The organism is Actinocorallia longicatena, from assembly GCF_039534125.1.
GTDB lineage: Bacteria > Actinomycetota > Actinomycetes > Streptosporangiales > Streptosporangiaceae > Actinocorallia > Actinocorallia longicatena.
The window spans coordinates 579,472-602,158 of record NZ_BAAAUV010000001.1 but is presented as its reverse complement, the minus strand read 5'-3'; the positions used below and the strand labels follow the sequence as shown (position 1 = coordinate 602,158).

At 71.4% G+C, this 22,687-nt stretch carries 21 protein-coding genes; 13 read left to right on the top strand and 8 right to left on the bottom strand.

Going from position 1 to position 22,687, the window contains the following annotated elements; translation table 11 throughout:
• The first annotated feature begins 42 nt into the window (after positions 1 to 42).
• On the top strand, positions 43 to 801 hold the full coding sequence (locus ABD785_RS02685) for a hypothetical protein (RefSeq protein WP_344821678.1): 759 nt from the start codon (positions 43 to 45) through the stop codon (positions 799 to 801).
• A gap of 53 nt (positions 802 to 854) precedes the next feature.
• On the opposite strand, the gene ABD785_RS02680 is transcribed toward ABD785_RS02685, so the two are convergent.
• On the bottom strand, positions 855 to 3,203 hold the full coding sequence (locus ABD785_RS02680; protein ID WP_344821674.1) for a Tex family protein: 2,349 nt from the start codon (positions 3,201 to 3,203) through the stop codon (positions 855 to 857).
• Between the two features lie 293 nt (positions 3,204 to 3,496).
• Here ABD785_RS02680 and yczR point away from each other — a divergent pair, with 293 nt between their 5' ends.
• The 4 genes from yczR to ABD785_RS02660 all read left to right on the top strand — a co-directional run bounded on the left by yczR (position 3,497) and on the right by ABD785_RS02660 (position 6,524).
• Positions 3,497 to 4,936, top strand: coding sequence for a MocR-like transcription factor YczR (yczR, locus tag ABD785_RS02675; RefSeq protein WP_344821672.1), 1,440 nt, complete (start codon positions 3,497 to 3,499; stop codon positions 4,934 to 4,936).
• A 71-nt stretch (positions 4,937 to 5,007) separates the two neighbouring features.
• Positions 5,008 to 5,367, top strand: coding sequence for a hypothetical protein (locus tag ABD785_RS02670; RefSeq protein ID WP_344821668.1), 360 nt, complete (start codon positions 5,008 to 5,010; stop codon positions 5,365 to 5,367).
• Positions 5,357 to 5,758, top strand: coding sequence for a hypothetical protein (locus tag ABD785_RS02665; RefSeq protein ID WP_344821666.1), 402 nt, complete (start codon positions 5,357 to 5,359; stop codon positions 5,756 to 5,758). The genes ABD785_RS02670 and ABD785_RS02665 overlap by 11 nt, the downstream gene beginning before the upstream one ends.
• Before the next feature lie 19 nt (positions 5,759 to 5,777).
• Entirely contained in the window at positions 5,778 to 6,524 is a 747-nt protein-coding gene (locus tag ABD785_RS02660) for a hypothetical protein (RefSeq protein WP_344821661.1), read from the top strand.
• Positions 6,525 to 6,580: 56 nt separating this feature from the next.
• Here ABD785_RS02660 and ABD785_RS02655 read toward each other — a convergent pair whose 3' ends face one another.
• A complete protein-coding gene (locus ABD785_RS02655) occupies positions 6,581 to 6,796 on the bottom strand; it encodes a DUF5302 domain-containing protein (RefSeq protein WP_344821658.1) in 216 nt (71 codons plus the stop codon).
• Positions 6,797 to 6,884: 88 nt separating this feature from the next.
• Between ABD785_RS02655 and ABD785_RS02650 the strand changes: the two genes are divergently transcribed.
• Positions 6,885 to 7,664 (top strand): tyrosine-protein phosphatase, encoded by a 780-nt coding sequence (locus ABD785_RS02650; protein ID WP_344821654.1) that lies wholly within the window; start codon positions 6,885 to 6,887, stop codon positions 7,662 to 7,664.
• Here the strand turns inward: ABD785_RS02650 and ABD785_RS02645 are convergent.
• Positions 7,653 to 8,747, bottom strand: a complete 1,095-nt coding sequence (locus ABD785_RS02645; protein ID WP_344821650.1) for an NAD(P)H-dependent amine dehydrogenase family protein — start codon at positions 8,745 to 8,747, stop codon at positions 7,653 to 7,655. The genes ABD785_RS02650 and ABD785_RS02645 overlap by 12 nt on opposite strands.
• A gap of 110 nt (positions 8,748 to 8,857) precedes the next feature.
• Here ABD785_RS02645 and ABD785_RS02640 point away from each other — a divergent pair, with 110 nt between their 5' ends.
• Positions 8,858 to 9,778 (top strand): serine hydrolase, encoded by a 921-nt coding sequence (locus ABD785_RS02640; protein WP_344821646.1) that lies wholly within the window; start codon positions 8,858 to 8,860, stop codon positions 9,776 to 9,778.
• A 13-nt stretch (positions 9,779 to 9,791) separates the two neighbouring features.
• Here ABD785_RS02640 and ABD785_RS02635 read toward each other — a convergent pair whose 3' ends face one another.
• Entirely contained in the window at positions 9,792 to 10,187 is a 396-nt protein-coding gene (locus ABD785_RS02635; RefSeq protein ID WP_344821643.1) for a PLD nuclease N-terminal domain-containing protein, read from the bottom strand.
• A 64-nt stretch (positions 10,188 to 10,251) separates the two neighbouring features.
• Here ABD785_RS02635 and ABD785_RS02630 point away from each other — a divergent pair, with 64 nt between their 5' ends.
• Complete coding sequence (locus ABD785_RS02630) at positions 10,252 to 10,926, top strand: DUF402 domain-containing protein (protein WP_344821640.1); 675 nt, start codon at positions 10,252 to 10,254, stop codon at positions 10,924 to 10,926.
• 41 nt (positions 10,927 to 10,967) lie between these two features.
• Here the strand turns inward: ABD785_RS02630 and ABD785_RS02625 are convergent, their stop codons facing one another.
• Positions 10,968 to 12,173: a beta-ketoacyl-[acyl-carrier-protein] synthase family protein gene (locus ABD785_RS02625; RefSeq protein ID WP_344821638.1), complete on the bottom strand. Its 1,206-nt coding sequence runs from the start codon at positions 12,171 to 12,173 to the stop codon at positions 10,968 to 10,970.
• 210 nt (positions 12,174 to 12,383) lie between these two features.
• Between ABD785_RS02625 and ABD785_RS02620 the strand changes: the two genes are divergently transcribed.
• The 3 genes from ABD785_RS02620 (at position 12,384) to ABD785_RS02610 (ending at position 14,133) form a co-directional block, all read left to right on the top strand.
• Positions 12,384 to 13,001, top strand: a complete 618-nt coding sequence (locus ABD785_RS02620; protein WP_344821635.1) for a helix-turn-helix transcriptional regulator — start codon at positions 12,384 to 12,386, stop codon at positions 12,999 to 13,001.
• A gap of 7 nt (positions 13,002 to 13,008) precedes the next feature.
• Positions 13,009 to 13,461 (top strand): DUF3291 domain-containing protein, encoded by a 453-nt coding sequence (locus ABD785_RS02615; protein ID WP_344821633.1) that lies wholly within the window; start codon positions 13,009 to 13,011, stop codon positions 13,459 to 13,461.
• Positions 13,462 to 13,542: 81 nt separating this feature from the next.
• A complete protein-coding gene (locus ABD785_RS02610) occupies positions 13,543 to 14,133 on the top strand; it encodes a TetR/AcrR family transcriptional regulator (RefSeq protein WP_344821630.1) in 591 nt (196 codons plus the stop codon).
• A 10-nt stretch (positions 14,134 to 14,143) separates the two neighbouring features.
• On the opposite strand, the gene ABD785_RS02605 is transcribed toward ABD785_RS02610, so the two are convergent.
• Positions 14,144 to 15,097, bottom strand: a complete 954-nt coding sequence (locus ABD785_RS02605) for a DMT family transporter (RefSeq protein WP_344821627.1) — start codon at positions 15,095 to 15,097, stop codon at positions 14,144 to 14,146.
• A gap of 211 nt (positions 15,098 to 15,308) precedes the next feature.
• On the opposite strand from ABD785_RS02605, the gene ABD785_RS02600 reads away from it, so the two are divergent.
• Entirely contained in the window at positions 15,309 to 16,121 is an 813-nt protein-coding gene (locus tag ABD785_RS02600; RefSeq protein ID WP_344821625.1) for a hypothetical protein, read from the top strand.
• Here ABD785_RS02600 and ABD785_RS02595 read toward each other — a convergent pair.
• Positions 16,118 to 16,915, bottom strand: coding sequence for an SDR family NAD(P)-dependent oxidoreductase (locus ABD785_RS02595; RefSeq protein ID WP_344821622.1), 798 nt, complete (start codon positions 16,913 to 16,915; stop codon positions 16,118 to 16,120). The two genes, ABD785_RS02600 and ABD785_RS02595, sit on opposite strands and share 4 nt — an antisense overlap.
• 147 nt (positions 16,916 to 17,062) lie before the next feature.
• Here ABD785_RS02595 and ABD785_RS02590 point away from each other — a divergent pair, with 147 nt between their 5' ends.
• Complete coding sequence (locus ABD785_RS02590; RefSeq protein ID WP_344821620.1) at positions 17,063 to 18,208, top strand: acyl-CoA dehydrogenase family protein; 1,146 nt, start codon at positions 17,063 to 17,065, stop codon at positions 18,206 to 18,208.
• Positions 18,209 to 18,414: 206 nt separating this feature from the next.
• On the opposite strand, the gene ABD785_RS02585 is transcribed toward ABD785_RS02590, so the two are convergent.
• The gene (locus tag ABD785_RS02585) at positions 18,415 to 22,632 is read right to left on the bottom strand and encodes a PLAT/LH2 domain-containing protein (RefSeq protein ID WP_344821618.1); all 4,218 of its coding nucleotides are present in this window, start codon (positions 22,630 to 22,632) and stop codon (positions 18,415 to 18,417) included.
• Positions 22,633 to 22,687: the final 55 nt, after the last annotated feature.

The window sequence follows — 22,687 nt, the reverse complement described above, 5'->3', positions numbered from 1 at the left end:
CCCCGCTGGGCAGGGTTCCGGCGAGAAGGGCGGGTGCGAGCCGTGAGAACACGACACCTCATCGCCGCGGTCGCGGTGGCGCCGCTGGCCGCCGCCTGCTCCTCGGCCACCACCGGTGAGCCGCCGGTGAGCCTGACGGCTCCCGCGTCCCCGACGGTTCCCGCGAGCCCCGCGGCGGTCACGAAGATGCTGCCGGACGGCTACGTTCCGCTGTGGCCGTTCGCCTCGGCGGGGGAGGTCGCCGCCTGGCAGCGCTCCCACCGCTCGGGCGGCCACTCTCCCTGGCACCTGGACGCCGCCCAGACGGCCCTGTCGTTCGCCTCCGGCTATCTGGGGCTGCCGGGCATCGACCGTGTCACCAAGCCCGTCATAGGCCGCACGGAGGCGCATATCGGAGTCGGTTACCGGGCCGAGAGGAACGCCGACGGCACCGCGGCGATCGTCCACCTGTTCCGGGTCGGCGCGGAGGAGGACGCGCCCTGGGAGGTGGTCGGCACCGACGACACCACCTTCACGCTCACCACGCCGTCCTACGGTTCGAAGGCGACGTCTCCGGTGCGGGTCGGCGGCCGGATCAGCGGCGTCGACGAGAGCATCCGGATCCGCGTCCGCGGCCTCGCCTCGGACACCCCGCTGGGCGGCTTCTGCTGCCTTCCCGCGGGCGGCGAACGGTTCCCGTGGACCGCCCGCCTCACCTTCCGGAACGCCCCGCCGAAGGCCGTCCTCACGATCGTCGCCTCCACCGGCGGCCACCTGGCCGAGGTCGAGCGCTTCGCCGTCACCGGGGTCCGCACCCCCTGACGAGCGGCGGGCCGTGACCGGCCCGCCTCCTCGATTCAGAAGACCCGGTACGGCTAGGCGAGCCCGGCCCGGCGCAGGGCGTCGGCGATGGCGCCGCTCGCGGGGGGCTCGTTGCGGGGGCGCTGGCCGCCGCCCTTGGCCCCGCCGCCCTGGCCGCCGCGGCCCCGGTTGCCCTGCTGGTTGCGGTTGCCGCCCTGACGGCCGCCGCCGCCCTGGTCGCCCTGGCGGGGGCGGGGCGCCTCGTCCTCGAGCCGCAGGGTGAGGGAGATGCGCTTGCGCTGGAGGTCGATCTCCAGGACCTTGACGCGGACGACGTCGCCCGGCTTGACGACCTCGCGCGGGTCGCTGACGAAGGTGTTCGACAGCTGGCTGACGTGCGCGAGCCCGTCCTGGTGGACGCCGATGTCGATGAACGCCCCGAACGCCGCGACGTTCGTGACGACCCCTTCGAGCAGCATCCCCGGCTTGAGGTCGGTGAGCTTCTCGACCCCGTCCTTGAAGGCGGCGGTCTTGAACGCCGGACGCGGGTCGCGGCCGGGCTTCTCGAGCTCGGCGAGGATGTCGGTGACGGTCGGCAGCCCGAACTTCTCGTCCACGAAGTCCTGCGGCTTCAGGGTCTTCAGCGCCTGGCTGCCGATCAGGTTCTTGAGGTCGGCCGAGGTGCTGTCGAGGATCCGCCGGACCACCGGGTAGGCCTCGGGGTGGACCGCGGAGGCGTCGAGCGGGTCGTCGCCGCCGGGGATGCGCAGGAAGCCCGCGCACTGCTCGAACGCCTTCGGCCCGAGCCGTGCGACGTCCTTCAGCGACCGGCGGTTGCGGAAGGGCCCGTTGGCGTCCCGGTGGGAGACGATCGACTCGGCGAGGCCGGGACCGATGCCCGACACCCGGGTGAGCAGCGGCACCGAGGCGGTGTTCACGTCCACGCCGACGCCGTTCACGCAGTCCTCGACGACCGCGTCGAGTGAGCGGGACAGCTTCACCTCCGACAGGTCGTGCTGGTACTGGCCGACGCCGATCGACTTCGGGTCGATCTTCACGAGCTCGGCCAGCGGGTCCTGGAGCCGGCGGGCGATCGAGACCGCGCCGCGCAGCGACACGTCCATGCCGGGCAGCTCCTGCGAGGCGTAGGCGGACGCGGAGTACACCGACGCCCCGGCCTCCGAGACCATGATCTTCGTGACGCCCGGCATGAGCTTCACGACCTCGCCGGCGAGCTTGTCGGTCTCGCGCGAGGCGGTGCCGTTGCCGATCGAGATCAGTTCCACGCCGTGCCGCTCGACCAGCTTCGCGATGACCGCGAGGGAGGCGTCCCACTGGCGCCTGGGCTCGTGGGGGTAGATCGTGTCGGTGGCGACGACCTTGCCGGTGGCGTCGACGACCGCGACCTTGACGCCCGTCCGCAGGCCGGGGTCGAGCCCCATCGTGGCGCGGGAGCCGGCGGGCGCGGCGAGCAGCAGGTCGCGCAGGTTGGCGGCGAAGACCCGCACGCCCTCGTCCTCGGCGGCCTGCCAGAGCCGTGAGCGCAGGTCGATGCCGAGGTGGACCAGGATCCGGGTCCGCCACGCCCAGCGGACGCAGTCGAGCAGCCACCGGTCGGCGGCGCGGCCCCGGTCGGCGATCTCGAACCTGCGGGCGACGATCACCTCGAAGGTGCTCGGCCCGCTCTCGACCGGCTCCTCCGGCTCCAGGACGAGGTCGAGGATCTCCTCCTTCTCGCCGCGGAACAGCGCCAGGATCCGGTGGGAGGGCAGCTTGCCGAACGGCTCGTCGAAGGAGAAGTAGTCGGAGAACTTGGCCCCGGCCTCCTCCTTGCCCTCGCGGACGCGGGAGACGAGACGTCCCCTGGTCCACATGCGCTCGCGCAGCTCGCCGATGAGGTCGCCGTCCTCGCCGAAGCGCTCGACCAGGATCGCCCTGGCCCCCTCCAGCGCGGCGGCGGCGTCCGGGACGTTCTCGCCGAGGAAGCCGGCGGCCAGGGCCTGCGGGTCCTGCGAGGGGTCCTGGAGCAGGGTGACCGCGAGCGGCTCGAGGCCGTTCTCCCGGGCGATCTGGGCCTTGGTGCGGCGCTTGGGCTTGTAGGGCAGGTAGAGGTCCTCGAGCCGGGCCTTGGAGTCGGCCGACAGCAGCTGGGCCCTGAGCTCGTCGGTGAGCTTGCCCTGCGACTCGATCGACTCCACGACCGCCGAGCGCCGCTCCTCCAGCTCGCGGAGGTAGCGCAGGCGCTCGTCGAGGGTGCGCAGCTGGGTGTCGTCGAGCGAGCCGGTGACCTCCTTGCGGTACCGGGCGATGAACGGGACCGTCGAGCCGCCGTCGAGCAGCTCGACGGTCACCTCAACCTGCCGCTCCCGCACTCCGAGCTCGTCCGCGATACGCCGGTGAATCGTGGCCTGACTGTGCTGCACGGTCAACTCTCTCGTCCTCCTTGGTCGACCGGCATTCTTCCGGCTCGACCCCCACGTTGTCAGATCGAACCGGCGGCCGGATGCGAGGAAGGAATCCGGACGGCTGGAGGGACCAGTCCCGGCCGTCGCGCGAGTCGGCGCCGAAGAAGGGGACCGTGACGGCCAGAGCGGCGAAGAAGAAGAGGAAGAAGATCATGGCCTGGCTCCTTTGGGGGGATGTCGATCTCGGGCCACTTTCATTAGGTCATGCCAATGGCTTGCCTGTTAAGAGCCAATCAGGCAAAGTGGCCTGTATGAGCGAGACGCGGTACGTCAGTGGACTCCAGGTGGCCCGGCTGCTCGGGGAGGTCCCGCACGAGCGGCCCGTCTATGTGGCGCTCGCGCGCGGCCTGCGCGGGCTGATCCAGGACGGCAAGGTCGCCCTGCGCGTCCGGCTGCCGGCCGAACGCGACCTCGCGACGGCCCTCGGCGTGAGCCGGACCACCGTCACCGCCGCCTACGACGCCCTGCGCGAGGACGGCTACATCACCAGCCGCCAGGGCGCCGGAAGCTGGACGGCCCTTCCGCTCGCCCAGCCGCTGTCGGGGGGCGCCCCCCGGTTCACCGCCCAGCACGGCCGGGTCGACGGCATGACCGACCTCGGCTGCGCCGCGCCCGCCGCGCCCGAGGTCTTCGCCGAGTGCGTCGAGGCGGCCGTCCGGGAGCTGCCGCGCTACAGCTGCGGCGCCGGATACGAACCCAACGGCGTGATGGCCCTGCGCGTGGCGATCGCCGAGCGGTACACCCGGCGCGGCCTGCCCACGCGGCCCGAGGAGATCGTCGTCACCACCGGCGCGCAGCACGCGTGCGCGCTGCTGTTCCGGACGCTGGCCAACAGCGGCGACACCGTGATGGTGGAGCGGCCCACCTACCCGCACGCGCTCAGCTCGCTCCGCGACCGGGGCGCCCGGCTCGTGCCCGTCGGCGTCCACGACGGCTGGGACGTCGAGCTGATGGGCGCGGCCATGCGGCAGGCGGCGGCCCGGCTGGCCTACACCGTGCCCGACTTCCAGAACCCGACCGGGCACCTGATGGCGGAGGAGACCAGGGAGGGCGTGGTCGCCGCCGCCCGCGCCGCCCAGGCACAGGTGATCTCGGACGAGACCTTCGCCGAGCTGGAGATCGACGTCCCGCCGGTCCGGCCGATGGCCTGCTTCGACGCCGGCGGACGGGTGATCTCGGTCGGGTCGGCGTCCAAGCTGTTCTGGGGCGGCCTGCGGGTCGGCTGGATCCGGACCTCGATCCCGCTGGCGGCCCGGCTGGCCGTCGCCCGCGAGCCGATGGACATCGGCACCCCGATCCTCGACCAGCTGATCGTCGCCGAGCTGTTCCAGCGGATCGAGGAGGTCCGCGCCGAGCGCCGGCGGCTGCTGCTGGCCAGCAGGGACGCCCTGGTCGACGCCCTCAATCTCCGGCTTCCGGAGTGGACCTTCACCGTCCCCGGCGGCGGGATGTCGCTGTGGGTGAGGCTGCCCGCCCCGGTGGCCGTCCAGGTCTCCGAGGCCGCCCTGCGGCGCGGCGTCCGGATCGTCCCCGGGCCGGTCTTCGGCGTCGACGGCGTCCTCGAGGACTGCTTCCGCATCCCCTTCGTGCTCACGCCCGACGTCCTGACAGAGACCGTCGACCGGCTGGCCGCAGCCTATGCCGACATCGAGTCGCTGCCCCTGGCCCGCCCGCTGCCCGCCTACGTCTGACCCGGGTCGTGCGACCCGGGTCCAGGCCCTGCCGGCCCGGCGGTACGGTGGTCCACCGGGAGGGATGCTCAATGGTGGGCTGGCTGGCCGGGACGCTCATGGTCCTGGCTCTGGGAATGGCCGTCTGGTGCCTGGTCTCCGCCGCGCGGGACAAGCCGGTCCAGGCCGTGCACCTGATCGGCATGGCCGTGGTCGAAGCCGGGCTGCTGGCCCAGGTCGTCACGGCGTTCGTGCAGATGGCACGCGGTGAGGAGCCCGCCGAGAAGGCCACCTTCATCGGGTATCTGCTCGGCTCGCTGGTCGTCCTTCCCGTCGGCGCGTTCCTCGGCGCGGGGGAGCGCAGCAAGTGGGGCTCGGTCGCCGCGGGCATCGCCTGCCTGACCGTCCCCGTGGTCATCCTTCGCATGCAGGACCTGTGGAATGGCATCTGAACTGGCCTCCGGCCCCGGGCGGGCCCTCGTCGCGACCTACGCGATCTTCACCCTGGCGGCGGGCGCGCGGTCGGGCGTCCAGATCGCGCTGCGCTTCGGCGACGCCCCCGTCGCCTACCTGCTGTCGGCGCTGGCAGCGGTGATCTACCTGCTGGCGACGGTCGCGCTGTGGACCTCACGCCGGAAGGTCGCGCTCGCGGCGATCGCGGTCGAGCTGGCCGGGGTGGTGGGGGTCGGGCTGTTCAGCGTCCTGGACGGCAAGGAGTTCCCCGAGCCGACCGTCTGGTCGGAGTTCGGGTCCGGATACGGCTATGTCCCGCTGGTGCTGCCGATCCTGGGCCTGCTCTGGCTCCGCCGCGACCGTGTGGCGTCCACCGGCTCCGTGGAGTAGCGGATAGGGTCGATCCACAATGATCGACTGGTTCCAGCAGACCATCGTGGACACCAACCGGCTGCGGTTGTTCTGCTTCTTCGTCTTCTTCATCCTCGCGTTCCTGTTCATCAGGTTCAGCGTCCGGATGATCCGCCGCCAGGTGAAGTGGTGGCCGGGCAACATCACCCCGGGCGGCACGCACATCCACCACGTGGTGTTCGGCCTGGTCTTCATGTGCGTCGGCGGCATTGCGGGCCTGGCCGTCGAGGACATCAACGACGGATGGGCCGCCCTCACCGCCGCGGTGTTCGGCGTCGGGGCGGCGCTGGTCCTGGACGAGTTCGCGCTCGTCCTGCGGCTGGAGGACGTCTACTGGAGCGAGCAGGGCCGGATCTCGGTGGACGCCGTCTTCATCGCGGTCGCCCTGACGGGCCTCGCGCTGCTCGGGCTGAGCCCTCTCGGCCTGAACGACCCGTCCTCGTCGGGCGAGGACACCCCGCTGGGGCTGGCGATCTATCTGGTGATCTCGCTCGCGCTGTCGATCATCTGCCTGCTCAAGGGCAAGATGTGGGCGGGGATCTTCGGCCTCTACGTGGGGATCTTCGCGATCGTCGGGGCGATGCGGCTGGCCCGGCCGGAGTCGCCGTGGGCGCGCAAACGGTATCCGGCGGAGTCGAAGAAGATGCGGAAGGCCGTCCGGCGGGAGTCGCGCATGAGGCGGCCGATGAACCATGCCAAGCGCCGGTTCCAGGACCTGATCGCGGGCCGCCCCGACCAGGGCTGAACGCGTCCGGGCGGACCGGCACTGAGGCCCCCGGCGGGGGCCTCACGTGCTCTGTGTCAGCCGCCCGCCTTGCGGCGGAAGGTGCGCTTGCCGCCGGCCTGGGCGTGCGTGCCGTGGATCTTCGACCCGCCCTTGCCACCGCCCACGCCGCCCTGGGCGCCGCTCTTCTTGCGCTCCAGCGCCTCACGGAACTTCCGCTTGGACTCCTCCTCCGGGGTCTCTTCGACCTCGGCCGCGTCGTTGATCTGTTCGTCCTGCTCGTGATCAGACATGTGCCCAGCTTGCCATGTCACGCCCTGTGATCTCGACCTGTAGGCTGGCTCGCGATGCTTCCAGCGTGGCGATACACACGGGGGACCGATGGTGGACGGCGGAGCTTCACTGGGCCTGGAGAAGGCCCCCAACGCCCGTGACCTGGGCGGATATCGAACCCGGAGCGGACGCAGGGTGCGGCCGGGCCGGGCGCTGCGGGCCGAGGCGCTCAACCAGCTGACCGACGACGATCTCGGGATCCTCGAGGGGCTGGGACTGAGGTCCGTCGTCGACTTCCGAGGTCCGGGCGAGACCGCCTACAGCGGCTTCGACCGGGTGCCCGCCGGGGTGGAGAGCCTGGAACTGCCGGTCTTCGCCGCCGACCACGACATCTACGTCACCCTCGCCCCGCTGTTCACGACCGACGACCACGATCTCCAGCGGCGGGTCCTGGGCGACGGCGGAGCCGAGAAGATCATGACGGAGATGTACCGCTGGTTCGTGAACGACCCGCTGCCGCGCGACGCGTTCGCGACCACGTTCCGGCTGCTGTCAGAGGGCGAGCCGGTCATGTTCCACTGCACCGCGGGAAAGGACCGCACCGGCTGGATGGCCGCGATCGTGCTGACGGCGCTGGACGTCCCGGTCGAGACGGTCTACAACGACTACCTGCTGACCAACCTCCGCCAGGCCCCGCTGATCGACATGTTCCGCGGCCCGGACAGCAAGATCGACGTCGCGCTGGTCGAGCCGCTGCTGGACGTCAGGCAGGGCTACCTCGACGCGGCGTTCGACGAGGTCGGCCGCCGGTTCGGCTCCTTCGAGACCTTCGTGAAGGACGGGCTGGGCGGCGACATCACCGCCCTGCGCGGCGCGCTACTGGAGTAGCCCCCGGCCCGACAGGGTCGGCAGCGTGAACGGCGTGTGCAGGCCGGGACCGGCCTCGGCCACCGCGGGGATCGCGTTCACCAGCCGCAGCGCGGTCGCCAGCGTGCCGGGGATCGTCGGGTCGGTGACGCCCGGATTGGCGATGTCCATCCGCCACGACGGCTCGCCGGCGATCTCGACCCGGTAGCCGCCGGTCTCCCCGAACGGGGGAGCGGGCCAGTGCGGGGCCAGATCCTCCCGCAGCCGGGTGACGTGCTCGACCACGATCACCTCGCGGCCGTCCCGGACGCCGCAGACGCGGAATCGCATGGCCGCCGAGGTGCCCTCGGCGATGACGCCCGCGGGGATCTCGAACGTCTCGGGGGCGGGGCTGAGCTCGTAGCCCTCGGTCACCTCGTCCAGCGCGACGCCGAGCTGCTCGGCGATCAGATGAACGATCGAACCCCACATGATCGTGAGCACGCCGGGCTGGAGGATCGGCGGCACGTGGTCGAGGGGCTTGCCGAAGCCGAACTTCCCGACGATGGCCTCCGGCTTGTCCCACAGGCCGTAGCACATGACCTCGGAGACCTTCACGGCGTCGATCCGCAGGCAGATCCCGCTGAGGATGACCGGCAGCACGTCGTTCATGAGCCCGGGGTCGAGGCCCGTGGTGAGGCAGGACGAGCCGCCCGCCGCGCAGGCCTCCTCGAGTCTCCTGACCCCTTCGGGGTCGGCGGAGCCGGGATGGACCATCGGGATCAGCGCGGTGGAGACCACGTCGATCCCGGCCGAGAGCAGGCCGCACAGGTCGTCGAGGGCTCCGGTGGGGCGCTTGCCGGTGGCGACCTCGTTGCGGCCGGCCGTCCCGACCGCGGTGTAGGAGACGACGTCGGGGCGCAGAGCGATCAGCGCGGCCGGATCGTCGGTGGCCAGGATTCCCGTGACCAGGTCGAGCCCGGCGAGCTCGCCCGCGTCCCTGCCGACCTTGGCGGGGTCGCTGACCACCAGGCCCGCCAGCTCCAGCTCGGGGTGGACGATGATCGCCCGCAGGGCCTGCTTCCCGACGTTGCCCGTCGCCCACTGTCCGACCCGGTAGGTCATCCCGCCTCCTCAACCAAGCGCTCGCTTGTTGAACGACCGTACTGGTCCTCGTCCGATCTGAGAACAGGGCTTTAATCGGAATTAAACCCCCGGTCGCTAGGGTCGGCCCCGTGCTGTCGAAGATCGTCCTGGTGGTTCCCCTGGTGCTGGCCGCCGCCTGCTCGGCGAAGGCGCCCTCGCAGAGCGAGATGCAGGTCCCGGTGCCCGCGCCCGCGGCGGCCGCGAGCCCGTCGCTCAACCCGTGCCTGAAGCCGGTGGCCGACAAGAAGGCCAGGGCGAAGGCCAAACGGGACCTCACCGACGACCTGGCGAGTTATGCCCGGTCCCGGCCGGGACGCGTCACGGCGTACGCCGTGGACCTGGAGTCGGGGGCCTCGGTCGGCTACCACCAGAACTCCCACGACCAGATCACCGCCAGCGGAGCCAAGATCGAGATCCTGGTGACGCTGCTCCGCCAGGCGCGGGCCGACCACCGGGGGCTCTCGGGATCGGAACGCTCGCTCGCCACCGACATGATCACGCAGAGCGACAACAAGGCGGCCGACGCGCTCTACGGCCGGATCGGCGGCGGATCCGGGGTCGCCTCGACCTACCGCAAGCTGCACATGAACGACACCGACCCGGGGCCGTCGATCTACTGGGGCGGCACCACGACCAGCCCGGCCGACCGGGTCAAGCTCGTCACCGCGCTCGCCGAGGACGGCCACGGCCTGCACGCCGACGACCGCGGATACGCCCTCGGGCTCATGCGGAAGGTCGTCAAGGACCAGAAGTGGGGCGTCAGCGCCGCGGCCCGCCCCGGCGACGAGGTGGCGCTGAAGAACGGCTGGACCCCGCGCCCGTTCGTCCACGACACGTGGGCGGTCACCAGCACCGGGCTCGTCACCGGCCCCGGCCGCACCTACGCGCTCTCGATCCTGACCGACGTCCAGCCGGGCGAGGGCAGCGGCATCACCACGATCGAGCACATCTCCGACATGGTCGAGAAGCGGATGCCCGCCCTGTCGGCCACCGTCGAGAAGCCCTGCTAGGCCTGCTCCAGTCCTAGACGCCCTGGTCGCCGGGCTGCTCCCTGGCCTTGCGGCGCTGCTCCTCGGCGCGGTCGCGCAGGCCCTGCAGGAACGTCGCGTCGTCGTCGGGGTTGTTCGCCACCGCCCGTCCGGGACGGTCGTACTCGGGGAAGCGGCCGCTGTTGCCCTTGTAGGGCAGGTTCGGCTGGCGCTGCCAGGCCGTGGGACGCCCGGCGACCAGCCAGATGATCGACCCGATGTCGGGCAGGAACAGCACGATCAGGATCCACGCCGTCTTCGGCAGGTTCCGGCAGTCGATCTCGGGCGTGGTGATGACGTCGAACAGCGCGAAGATCCACAAGCCGAGGAGGAGCAGGCCGAAGCCTTCGAAGAGCACGAGCACGGCGGGGGCCTTTCGCAGTCGCGGCAAAGGCCCCACCGTAGTGGACGGGCCGGACAGTCCGGTCAAGGAGATGTTCTGGTTGAATCCGTGCATGACGACGCAGCCCGAGGTGGACACCGTCCGTTTCAAGCCAGGTGATCTGATCCTGCACCGCCAGTTCACCGGCGACCGCCTCGTCTTCGTCCGGCTGGTCCGGGTGATCGACCACGACGAGCGCGGGCTGCGCCTGTGGATCCCGCACGGCACCGTCATGTCCGCGACGATGACCGCCGACGGCCGCGGCCTGCGGGACATGCCGTTCTCCGAATGGGTGGAGACCGACCGCGTGCTCACCGAGATGAGCTGGCGGGGCCCGAACGTCTTCATGTTCACCCCGCCCGATGCCGGCCACAGCGTCCTGTTCTTCTGGCATCCCGCCGAGCATTTCTTCGGCTGGTACGTGAACCTCGAGGAGCCCGGCGTGCTGTGGCGCGACGAGACCGCCGCGGGCATCGACATCACCGACCAGGATCTCGACATGTGGGTCGACCGCGACCGGACCTGGCACTGGAAGGACGAGCACGAGCTCGCGGAGCGTCTGGCCTACCCCGAGCACTACTGGGTCAAGGACGAGGACGAGGTCCGTGCGGAGGGGCTGCGCGTCGCCGCCCTGATCGAGTCCGGGGCCTTCCCCTTCGACGGCACCTGGTGCGACTTCCGTCCCGATCCGTCCTGGCCCGTCCCCGCCCACCTGCCTCCCGGCTGGGATCGTCCGCGGGCCCGCTGAGACGCCGGCGGCCCGGGACGGGACCGCCGGCGTTCCCTCTCTCAGGGGGTGAAGAGCAGGCTGACGTTGTGGCCGCCGAAGCCGAAGCTGTTGGCGACCGCGGCCCGGACGGTCATCTCGCGGGCGGTGTTCTGGGCGACGTCGACCTTGATCTCGGGGTCGAGGTCGGTCAGGTTGATCGTCGCGGGGATGATGCCGTCGCGGACCGACAGCAGGGCGCTGATCGCGCCCAGGGCACCGGAGGCACCGATCAGGTGGCCGGTCATCGACTTGGTGGCGGTGACGACCGGGTGGTCGCCCAGGGCCGTGGCGATGGCCTCGGCCTCGGCGACGTCGCCCTGCGGCGTGGACGTGGCGTGGGCGTGGACGTGGTCGACGTCCAGGGCGGACAGGCCGCCGTCCTCGAGGGCGAGACGGATCGCGCGGGCCTGGCCGTCGGGGTCGGAGGCCGTGATGTGGTTGGCGCTGGAGGTGATGCCGGAGCCGGCGACCCGGCCGTGGATCGTCGCGCCCCTGGCGGCGGCGAACTCGGCGCTCTCCAGGACCATCACGGCCGCCCCCTCGCCCATGACGAAGCCGTCGCGGCTGGTGTCGAACGGCCGGGAGGCGGTCGCGGGGGAGTCGTTACGGGTCGACAGCGCGCGCATCTGGGCGAACGCGGCCATCGTGAGCTGGTGGATGCAGGCCTCGGCGCCGCCGGCGACGACCACGTCGGCGCGGCCCAGGCGGATCAGGTCGGCGGCGAAGGCGATGGCCTCCGCTCCCGCGGCGCACGCCGACACCGGGGTGCGGGCGCCGCCCTTGGCGCCGAGCTCCATGCTGACGTAGGCCGACGGGCCGTTGGGCATGAGCATCGGGACGGTGTTGGGGGAGACCCGGCGCACCCCGCTCTTCACGATGACGTCGAACTGGTCGAGCATCGTGGTGGCCCCGCCGATGCCGGTGCCGATGACCACCGCGAGGCGGACGGGGTCGACGTCGGGGCTGCCGGCCGACGCCCAGGCCTCGCGTCCGGCGATGATCGCCATCTGCTCGACGCGGTCGAGGCGGCGGGCCTCGACCCGGCTGAGGGTCTCGGTCGGTTCGACCGCGAGACGCCCGGCGATCCTGGAGGGGAGATCGGCGGCCCATTCCTCTTCGACCAGGGAGACGCCGGAGCGCCCGGCCTTGAGGCCGTCCCAGGTCGTCGGAAGGTCGCCGCCGAGCGGCGTGGTCGCGCCCAGACCGGTGACCACGACTTCGCGCATGATTTCTACTCCCCGTATGACTTCCAACAAAAGCCGGGCCGAGCGACCTGGCCGGAAATTCTCCAGCAGATCCTCAGTCTGCCAGGCAGCCCGGGGCGCGAGGAGTGATCGGCCGGACGAAGCTTGGTACGTGCACTTTGTAGATCCCCCACAAGTTGATCTTCATTGGGTGCCGGTCATGTCAACTTCCGCTGCTTTTAGACTGGGGCGGTGAGCATCGAAGCCGTGGCCCTGCTGCAGGATCCCGTCCGCAGGCGCCTCTACGACCACGTGGCCGCCCAGCGTCACGACGTGAGCAGGAACGAGGCGGCCGAGGCCGCGGGGATCCAGCGGACGCTGGCGGCCTTCCATCTCGACAAGATGGTCGAAGGAGGCCTGCTCGACGCGGTGTTCCGGCGTCCCGAGGGGCGGAGCGGGCCGGGAGCGGGGCGTCCGGCCAAGTACTACCGGCGTGCCGCCGGCGAGTTCGCGGTGAGCCTGCCGCCCCGCGACTACGTCACCGCCGCCGAGGTGCTGGCGGAGGTGGTGGAGAAGGCGGGGCTGGATCCGTCGGACGCGGCCAGGGCGGCCGGGCCGGTCCTCGGCGGCCGCGACCTCTTCGAGGCGCTGGCCGGGCGGGGTTACGAGCCGTACGAGGACGGCGACGCCCTCCGCCTGCGGAACTGCCCCTTCCATCGGCTGGCCGAGGACTTCCCGCCCCTGGTCTGCGGCATGAACCTCGCCCTGCTCGAGGGCGTCGCCGCCGAGGCCGGACGGGAGGCCCGGATGGATCCGGCGCCCGGCCGCTGCTGCGTGGCCCTTCTAAAACCAATGAAAATTGACATATAGTCCTGTCATGCATCTCGCCCAGCTGAACATCGGACGCCTCTCCGCCCCCCTGGACTCCCCGCTGTCGGCGGGATTCGCCGACGCCCTCGAAGAGATCAACGCCCTGGCCGACGGCGCTCCCGGCTTCGTCTGGCGGCTGGTGGGGGAGGGTGGGGGCGACGCCACCTCCGTCCGTCCCTACGACGACCCGGACGTCCTCGTGAACATGAGCGTCTGGGAGTCGCGGGAGACGCTCTTCGACTACGTCTACCGCAGCGCGCACATGGAGTACGTGCGGCGCCGCCGCGAGTGGTTCCAGCACCTCGGCGAGGTCATCTCGGTGCTCTGGTGGGTCCCCGAGGGCCATGTGCCGACCGTCGCGGAGGCCAAGGAGCGGCTGGAGCACCTGCGCGCGCACGGCCCGTCGCCGGAGGCCTTCACCTTCCGGAAGGCGTTCGAGCCCCGGGAGGCCGCCACCTGACGGACGGAGGGGGTCGGCGTTGCCGCCGGGCCGGGCGGAGTCCTAGGGTGCCGTTTGCGGACATCCAGAAAGGACCTATTCGTGACCTTTGCCGGTTTCCCTGGCGAGCGCGCCGACGAGATCCCCGCGCGGCTCCTCACCGCGGGGATCGACACCCTCATCGAGCTGGGACTTCCCCGCTGCACACCGGCCGAGGTCGCGCGGCGCGCGGGCACCGCCCCCGCGGCCCTGTTCCGCTATTTCGGGACCCTCCAGGGCTTCCTGGTCGCGGTCGCCGAGGAGGTGGCCTGCCGCCAGCTCGTCGCCTTCCAATCCCGCCTGGACGCCGCCCCGCGCGACGCCGACCCGTTCGAGACCACGCTGCGCCTGCTCCGCGACCTGACCGAAGAGCCGATCAACGTCGTGTTCAACGAGCTGCTCGTCGCCTCCCGCACCGACCACGTCCTCGCCGGCGCCCTCATGCCGCAGCTCGAGGCCTACGGCCGGGACATCGAGGCGATCGCCGCGCAGCTCCCCGGCCTCGACGCCATCCCGCCCGCCCTCTTCCACGACCTGGTCCGCATCGCCATCGACATCTTCCGCGGCACCTCGGTCCGCGGCAACGACCGCGCCGACCGCATCCCCCTCATGCTCTCCCTCATCCGCGGCGACCTGGCCTTCCTGTTCTCCTAGGCGGCTTCTCCTAGGCGGCGCGGCGGGCCGTCGCTGCCGGGCCCTTGCGGCGGCGGGGGGCGTAGGGGATCGCGCTGTGCGGATGCTCGTGCCGGGGGAACAGCACGATGGCCAGGATCGCCAGGGAGAATCCGGTCAGACGGAGCGCCAGCGGGACGGGCCGGTCGGGCCAGGTGTCGTCGAACAGCACCGTGCTGGTGACGACGAGCATCGTCCGGCCGATCACCGTGATGATCGTGGCGACGATCGAGATCCGGCAGCGCTGGAGCGCGATCTGGACCTGGAGCAGCGAGATCCCGGCCATGAGGAGCGTCAGGTACGGGTAGGGCGAGCGGATCACCGCCTCGACCGTCCCGTCGGCGATCCAGACGGCCGCGATGCCCCGCACGCCCGCCTCGGCGACGCCCGCGCACACACCGGCACCGATCCCGTAGGCCACGCCCGCCAGCGGCCGCGCGTGCCGGCCGCCCGAGGTCCGGTCGCCGACCAGCCAGACCAGCCCCGCCACCATGATCGGCGGAATCGTGACCAGGGCGAGCTCGAACACCGGGGGAGTGCTCGCGCTCGGCAGCCGGGCCGGGTCCCGGCCGCTGGACAGCCCCACCAGGACGGTCGCCGCCCCGAACAGCGCGACGCTCGCCCATTCGCGGCGGCTGAGCCGCTCACCGAGGAAGGACGTCGCGTAGGCCAGCAGGAACACCAGGCTGAGCGCGAAGATCGGCTGGGCGACGCTCAGCGGCAGCTCCGCGAACGCGATCACCTCGTAGGCGAGGCCGACGAACAGCATCACCCCGCCGAGCATCCAGATCCAGTCCGTCAGCATGTACCCGGCGGCCCGGAACGGCCTGCTCCCGCGCAGCGGCGGCATCCGCAGCGCCGCGTGCCGGAACATCAGGAACGCCAGGTAGTACACGCTCGTGCCGAGGAGCGCGGCGAACGCCGATCCCACCGTTGCCGCATCCACTCTGTCGATCTCCCGTTCCGTCGAGCGCGCTCAGGATCGCGGTGAACGGGATGCCGCACAAGGGAGACACGCAACAAAAGTGGTCCCATCAGCGGGTTTTGTGTGCAAAGTGACAGGAGGCCCGTCGGATTGTTATCCGAGACGACATGTCCACTAGCGCCGGGTACGGCAGACTCTTTCCGCACATCTGTGGATTTCGGGAGGCGCGCCCATGAGACGACGGCCGTACGGCCTGGGAGTCACCGCCGTCGCTGTCGCGGCGGCAGTGATGACACCGGGGACGGCGCACGCCGCGGACAAGGACCTGCGGCTGCGCACCGGCGTCCCCGTCACCGCGGCGGGCGGCACCGCCACCTGCCCGGGGGTCCCCGGCGACAAGGACGGCTGGCACTTCGGGGTGCACAACCACCCGCGCGTCAAGCTGACCTCGCTGAAGGTCACCTTCGACCCGGGCGGCGAGCAGACCGTCACCGGTTTCGCCGACGCGACCAACGCCTATGTGGCGTCCGAGCGCGGCGCGAAGCTCACGGCCGCCAAGGCCGAGGTGGACGGCGGCGTCCTCACCCTCCTGCTGGTGAAGTACATCGACCTCGAGGGCACCTGCCCCGGCCAGGCCCCGCCGCCGCCCCCGCAGCCCGCGCCGCAGCAGAACCCGCCGCCCCAGCCGCAGCAGAACGGCAACGGCGGCGACAACGCCAACGGCGGCGGCACCACGGACAAGACCAAGAACGGCGACGGCCAGCAGAAGCCGGGCAAGAAGCCGGCGACGGCCACCACCCCGCCCGCGCCCGGCGTCACCCCCGGCACGACCGCCCTGCCGACCCTCGACGAGGTCGACCAGCCGGAGATCGACGTGAACGGCGACGCCGGCACCCCCGTGGCCGCCGTCCAGCCCGACATCGCCGACCAGCCCGCGGGCCTGGGCATCGCGGGCTTCGCGACCATCGCGATGGGCGCCTTCCTGCTCCTGTTCGGCGGGGTCTCCGGCTACGTCAACTGGCGCCGCCGCCGTCCCAAGGCCTAACGCTTGGTTTTCTGAGCGTCGAGGAACCGCTTCATGTCGGGGTCGCCGGGCCGGACGACCAGGCGCTGGACGCGCTCGGAGAAGCCGGGGAACTGGCCGCCGATCGCGCTCAGCGCCCTGATCTCGAAGGGGGCGATGTTGACCTCCGCCCGGTTCCTGCGGATCGCGGACAGCACACCCCTCGCGACCTGGCGGGGCGTCGACGTCCTGGCCCCGCCGGGAGTCTTGGCGCCGGTGTCGTGGAACATGCCGGCGTCGCGGACGAACCCCGGCTGGATGAGGGAGACGCCCACCCCGGTGCCGTGCAGGTCCTGCCGGAAGCCGAGGGTGAAGCCGCGCAGCCCGTACTTGGTGGCGTTGTACAGCGACGACGCCGCGGTCGCGGTCTTCCCCGAGATCGAGCCGACCATGACCAGATGGCCCCGGCCCGCCGCGACCATCGCCGGGGCGAGCTGCCTGGCCAGCATGATCGGAGCACGAAGGTTGACGTCCAGCGCCCGGTCGACCTGCTCAGGGCTGTACTCCAGCAGCTCTCCGCTGGAGGGCAGCGCGGCGTTCGCGACGAGGACGTCGATCGCCCCGGCCCGCTCGGCCAGGGCGGCGACCTGCTCGCGGTCGGCGAGATCGGCCAGGACCATGCGGGCGCCGAGCTCGTCCGCGACGGGCTTCAGGGCGTCCTCACGCCGCCCCGTGACCACGAGCTCCGCGCCCTCGGCCTTCAACGCCCGCCCGATCGCCAGCCCCAGCCCGCCGTTGGCACCGGTCAGCAGAACCGTCGCACCACGGATCTCCATGTCCCACTCCTTCGTTCGTTCGAACGAACGGTAATCTGCCCGCTTCGCTCTCGCAAGGGGCCCCTGTGGTGAAAAGTCCGGAATCGATCCGGTAGATTAAGCGTGCGCTTAATGAGCCGGGCGCTGTGAACCCTGAGGAGGCGCGACGTGCGACGGACGCTGTACAACGAGGACCACGAGACATTCCGCGACACCGTGCGGGCCTTCGCCGAGCGGACGCTGATCCCCGGCTACCCGAAGTTCGTCGAGCAGCGGGGCGTCGACCGCGAGGTCTGGCTCGAGGCCGGCAAGCTCGGGTTCCTCGGCCTGGAGGTCCCCGAGCAGTACGGCGGCTCCGGCGCCGAGGACTTCCGCTTCAACGCGGTCGTCAACGAGGAGTTCGCCAAGGTCAGCATGGGCTTCGCCTCCTGCCTGGGCATCCACGCCGACATCGTCGCCCCCTACCTCGTGCACCTCACGACCGAGGAGCAGCGGCAGCGCTGGCTGCCGAAGTTCTGCACCGGCGAGCTCTGGACGGCCATCGGCATGACCGAGCCGTCCGGCGGATCCGACCTCGCCGCGCTGCGCACCACGGCCGTCAAGGACGGCACCGACTGGATCATCAACGGCAGCAAGACCTTCATCACCAACGGCTACTCCGCCGACCTGGTGATCGTCGCCGCCCGCACCGACCCCGAGAAGGGCGCCAAGGGCATCTCCCTGTTCGCCGTCGAGGCCGGAATGCCGGGCTTCGAGCGCGGCCGCAAGCTCGACAAGATCGGCCAGCACGAGTCCGACACCGCCGAACTGTTCTTCAGCGACGTCCGCGTCCCGGCCGAGAACCTCATCGGCGAGGAGGGCATGGGCTTCATCTCGATGATGAAGCTGCTCCCGCAGGAGCGCATCGGCGCCGCGATCACCAACCTCGCCCACGCCACCCAGGTCCTCCACGAGACCCTGCAGTACGTCAAGGACCGCAAGGCCTTCGGCAGCTCGATCGGCTCGTTCCAGCACAACAAGTTCCTGCTCGCCGACCTCTTCACCCGCATCGAGGTCGCCCAGGCCTACGTCGACCGCTGCGTCGAGGCCCACACCGAGGGCGAGATGACCCCCATCGACGCCGCCAAGGCCAAGTACTGGTCGGCCGAAGTCCAGAACCACGTCCTCGACCACTGCGTCCAGCTCCACGGCGGCTACGGCTACATGACCGAATACCGAGCCGCCCAGGCCTGGACCGACGCCCGCGTCACCCGAATCTGGGCCGGCTCCTCCGAAATCATGAAGGAACTCATCGGCCGCGACCTCGGATTGTAGCTCCCAGCCCTGCGCTGGAGAGCTGACACCGCGACGGCTCTGGCGTGGGTCGGCGACCCCGAGGGCGTCGGCGCGGCCCGCACGGTCCTGGCCGCGATGATCGGCCCGCGCCGGGGACCAGGACGAGGCCATCACCGCGCCCCGGCCGTCGGCGAGTTCGCCGAGGCTTACCGGGCGCTGCCCGCCGCGCTCTGGCGGGGGCGTTCTCACAGGTTGACGGTGTAGAGGTCGGTCGTGTCGATCCAGCGGTCGAAGACGGCTTCGGCGTGGGTGCCATAGCGGGCGCTGGCCACGGTGATGCGGCCGAGGTGCCAGTCGGGGGCGTTGCCGGAGTCGTCGCGGCGGACGCTGACGGAGGTGAGCGGGCCGAGGTCGTTGCTGGGGATGGTGACGTGGTTCCAGCGGTCGCTCTCCATCCGCTTGATGAGGTCGGTGTTGATGGTCTTGCTCACGGTGCCGAGGGCGCCGGTCAGGGTGAAGGTGACGTTGGCGTCGGTGCCGGCCATCCACTTGTTCGTGGTGTGGACGGTCAGGCCGTAGGCGCGGTTGGCCGGCTGGAAGGGGTTGTCGGCTCGGGTGGCGAGGCGGACCAGGGACGCCGCCTCGGGCTCGCCGATGATGCCGCGGAGGTCGGCGAGGTCGTCGGTGATGATGCCGTCGACGCCGATCCGGATGTACTCGCGCATCGCGTTGTCGGTGTTGGTCGTCCACACATAGATGAATCTGGGGCGGCCGGCCTGGGCGCGGAGGGCGCAGGCGGCCTCCAGCGTGTAGCGGTAGTAGGGGCCGATCAGCCGGTTGAAGAAGGAGATGCCGTTGCCGTAGCCCTGGTTGACGACGCCGCGGCCGGTGAAGTAGTTCGACACCGAGCCCGGATCGTTCTCGTAGTCGATCATCAGTCCCTCGCGGGGGCCGAGCCGGTCGACGATGTGGTCGAAGAAGGCGTCCTGGTGGTCGTCGCGGGAGGCGATGGAGATGATCACGTTGAGGTCGTTGTCGTAGGTGAGGTGCTCGCGGATCGCCGTCAGCAGCTCCAGGCCGTGCTCGGGCGAGGTCACCGGCTCCTTGCAGTCGAACACGATGAGGGCGAGCTGGGGGAACTCCACGGCCAGGGAGTGCAGGCCGGTGAGGTACTCCTCCAGCGTGGGGGCGTCGCCGCCGCCGGGACCGTGGCTGACGCACAGCAGCGGGCTGGACCGGTAGGTCTGCACGTCGGGTTCCAGCGCGTTGGCGCCGGCCTCCAGATCGGCACGGGCCTCGGCCAGGCTGTTGGGGTTGTGGCCGACGATGTAGAAGGGCCGCGGCCGGACGATGGAGATCGGGAACCAGCCGCGCCACGGGTTGCCGTTCCAGGTCGCCGTGAAGACCCGGCCGTCGCGGCCCACCGCGAACAGGTCCATGTGGTCGGCGTCGCGGGCCAGGGCCGCGATCGGCGTGCCCTGCCCGAACTCGCCGCCGCCCAGCCGGAACCATTCCCGCCAGGGGTTGCCGTTCCACCAGGCGCTCCATACGCCGCCGTCGAGGCCGACGGCGAAGACGTCCATCTGGTCGGGGTTGCGCGACAGGGCGGCGATGGGGGTGCCCTGGGCGAAGACCGCGGTGCCGATCCGGAACCAGTCGCGCCAGGGGTTGCCGTTCCACCAGGCGCTCCACATGCCGCCGTCGAGGCCGACGGCGAACAGGTCCATCTGGTCGGGGTTGCGGGACAGGGCGGCGATCGGGGTGCCCTGGGCGAACGTCCGGTCGCCGATGGGGAACCAGTCGTGCCATACGCCGTTCCACCAGGCACTCCACACCCTGCCGTCCAGGCCGACGGCGAACAGGTCCATCTGGTCGGGGTTGCGGGACAGGACGGCGATGGGGGTGCCCTGAGCGAAGACCGCGGTGCCGATCCGGAACCAGTCGTGCCAGTCGCCGTTCCACCAGGCGCTGTAGACGCCGCCGTCCTCGCCGACGGCGAACAGGTCCATCTGGTCGTCGTTGCGGGAAAGGGCGGAGATAGGGGTGTTCTGGGTGAACGTCCGGGTGCCGACGCGGAACCAGTCGCGCCAGGGGTTGCCGTTCCACCAGGCGCTGTAGACGCCGCCGTCCAGGCCGACGGCGAACACGTCCATCTGGTCGGAGTTGCGGGACAGCGTGGCGATCGGCGTCCGCGGGCCGAACGCGCGGGCGCCGATCCGGAACCAGTCGCGCCAGGGCTCGCCGTTCCACCAGGCACTCCACACGCCGCCGTCCTCGGCGACGGCGAAGATGTCGAGCTGGTTGGAGTTGCGCGACAGCGCGGCCACCGGGCCGGTCGACAGATGGGCCGGCGGCTCGGGGTCGGGCACGCCGGCGGAGGGCTCCGGTGGCATGCCCGCGGTGCGCCAGAACACGTTCTCGTCCTCGCGGGCGGCCGTCAGGCCCGCCTCGTGCAGGGCGAGATCGTCGATGGCGAGCCGCTCGTAGGCTCCGGCCCGGTTGCCCATGATCGCCAATCCGTCGAGTGGCAGGCCCGCCCGCCGGTAGGCGTGGGCGAGGTTGGCCAGGCCGTCGAGGAGGTGCGGGGCTGCCCAGTAGCCGTTCGGGACGGCCCCCGCCAGATGGGAGTAGTTCACCGGGTCGTGGCCGCCGGCGGGGCGGATCCCGGCCAGTTCCTCCTGCACGATCACGGCTTCCTCGCCGGGCGGGACCGCTTCGGCGAGGGCCCCCGCGACCTGCAGGAACCGGCTCTGGCCGACCAGGGCCTGGGCGAGGCCGGGCCGGTGGGCGGCGGGGTCGGCTCCGGCCAGCCGCCGGTAGGCCAGCGCCCGGCGTCCCATCGCCGCGACGGCCTCCGCGGTCCGCCCGGCGTGCTGGTAGGCGAAGGCCAGCTCGGACAGTGCGGTGACCAGGTGCGGAGGGCCCCAGAACGGGTTGGGCGTGAACTCGGCGAGCCGCTCGTAGTCGACGGGATCCGCGGATCCGGCCGGACGGATCCCGGCCTGCTCCTCGTCCCGGACGACCGCCGCCTCCGCCGCCGCGACGGCCCCGGCGATTCCGGCGAGGAGCTCGCGGATCCGGTCGCGCAGGTCGGCGGCCCGCTGGGCGAGCGCCTCGACCCCGGGAAGGTCAGCGCCGGACGCGCCGAAGGCGACCAGACCGGCCAGACGGTCGAGGATTCCGGCCGCTCGGCCGAGGTCCGCGCCGCTGAGCAGGCTCTCCGCCGGTGGATCGGCGATGGCGAAGACCAGGGAGGCGGCCTCTGCGGCGGCCGCGCGCTGGTGTGCCTGTTCGGCTGCGGGGTCGGGGCAGGCAGGCTGGAAGGAGGTCTCGTGATGCCGCAGCGACAGGCCCGTCAGGGACGAGGCGATGTCGATCCGGTGGTCGCGGTCGACCAGCGCGGCATAGGCCTGCCCGGCGAGTTCGGTCGCCCGGACGCTGGGCGCGGACTCGGGGCCGCCGAACGTCAGCAGCCCGATCAGCCGGTCCAGGAGCCCGGCGACCCGCAGCACGTCGGCTGCCGCGAGGCCGGGCATGGGAGCGGCCTCGGCGATGGGGAAGACCAGGTCGGCGGCCTCTGCGGCGGCCGCGCGCTGCCGCGCCTGTTCGGCTGCGGGGTCGGGGCAGACGGGGTGGAACGACGTCTCGTGATGCCGCAGCGACAGGCTCGTCAGGCAGGACGCCACGTCGATTCGGTGATCGCGGTCGGTCATCGCCGCGTAGACGAGCTTGGCGTGGACGACGGCCTGGACGCTGGGGGCCGAGTCGGCGCCGCCGAAGGTGAGCAGGCCGATCAGCCAGGAGAAGAGGTCGGCCATCCGCTGCAGTTCGGGCGGGCCGATCGCGGGATCGGGCAGGCTCTCGGCGATCGGATCAAGGATCACCGCCGCCTGGGCCGCCGCCGCGCGCTGCCTGGCCTGCTCGGCCGCCGGATCGGGCTGCGCGGGATGAAAGGAGATCAGGTGGTGGTGCATGGCCTGGCTGCTCCACGAGGCGGCGACGTCCAGTCGGTGGTCGCCGTCGGTCAGCCCCTCATACAGGGCCCGCGCCAGCGTGAACGCGGCGACGGCCAGGTCGGAGGTCGGGGATCCGAATGCCAGATACCCGGCGGTGTACTGGACCCCGATCGCCAGGCGGGCCCGCTGCGCGCCGGTCAGGCCCGGCGACTGCGACAGGAACCGGTAGACCTCCCAGGCGTTCCGGCCGGCCGCCAGCTGGTGCGGGATGTCGTGCGGGTGGGCGGCCGTGGCGGCTGCCAGCCACGTGTCGGCGTAGGGATGGAGATAGGAGGCGGCGGCGTCCGGCCCGTCCGAGGTGATCGTGGCGATCACCCTGCCGACCTCGGCCAGCGACTCCTCGAAGCGCGACGCCTCGTAGGCCGTCCTGGCTTTGGCGGCATGAGCGTCAGCGCCCGGCCGCGGCTCCGTGTTCGCCCGTCCGGATGCCGCTACCTCGTCCATCATCTGCCCCGAATCGCCTGGTTCCCCGAACCCGCTCTGACAGCCACAGCCTCCCCTG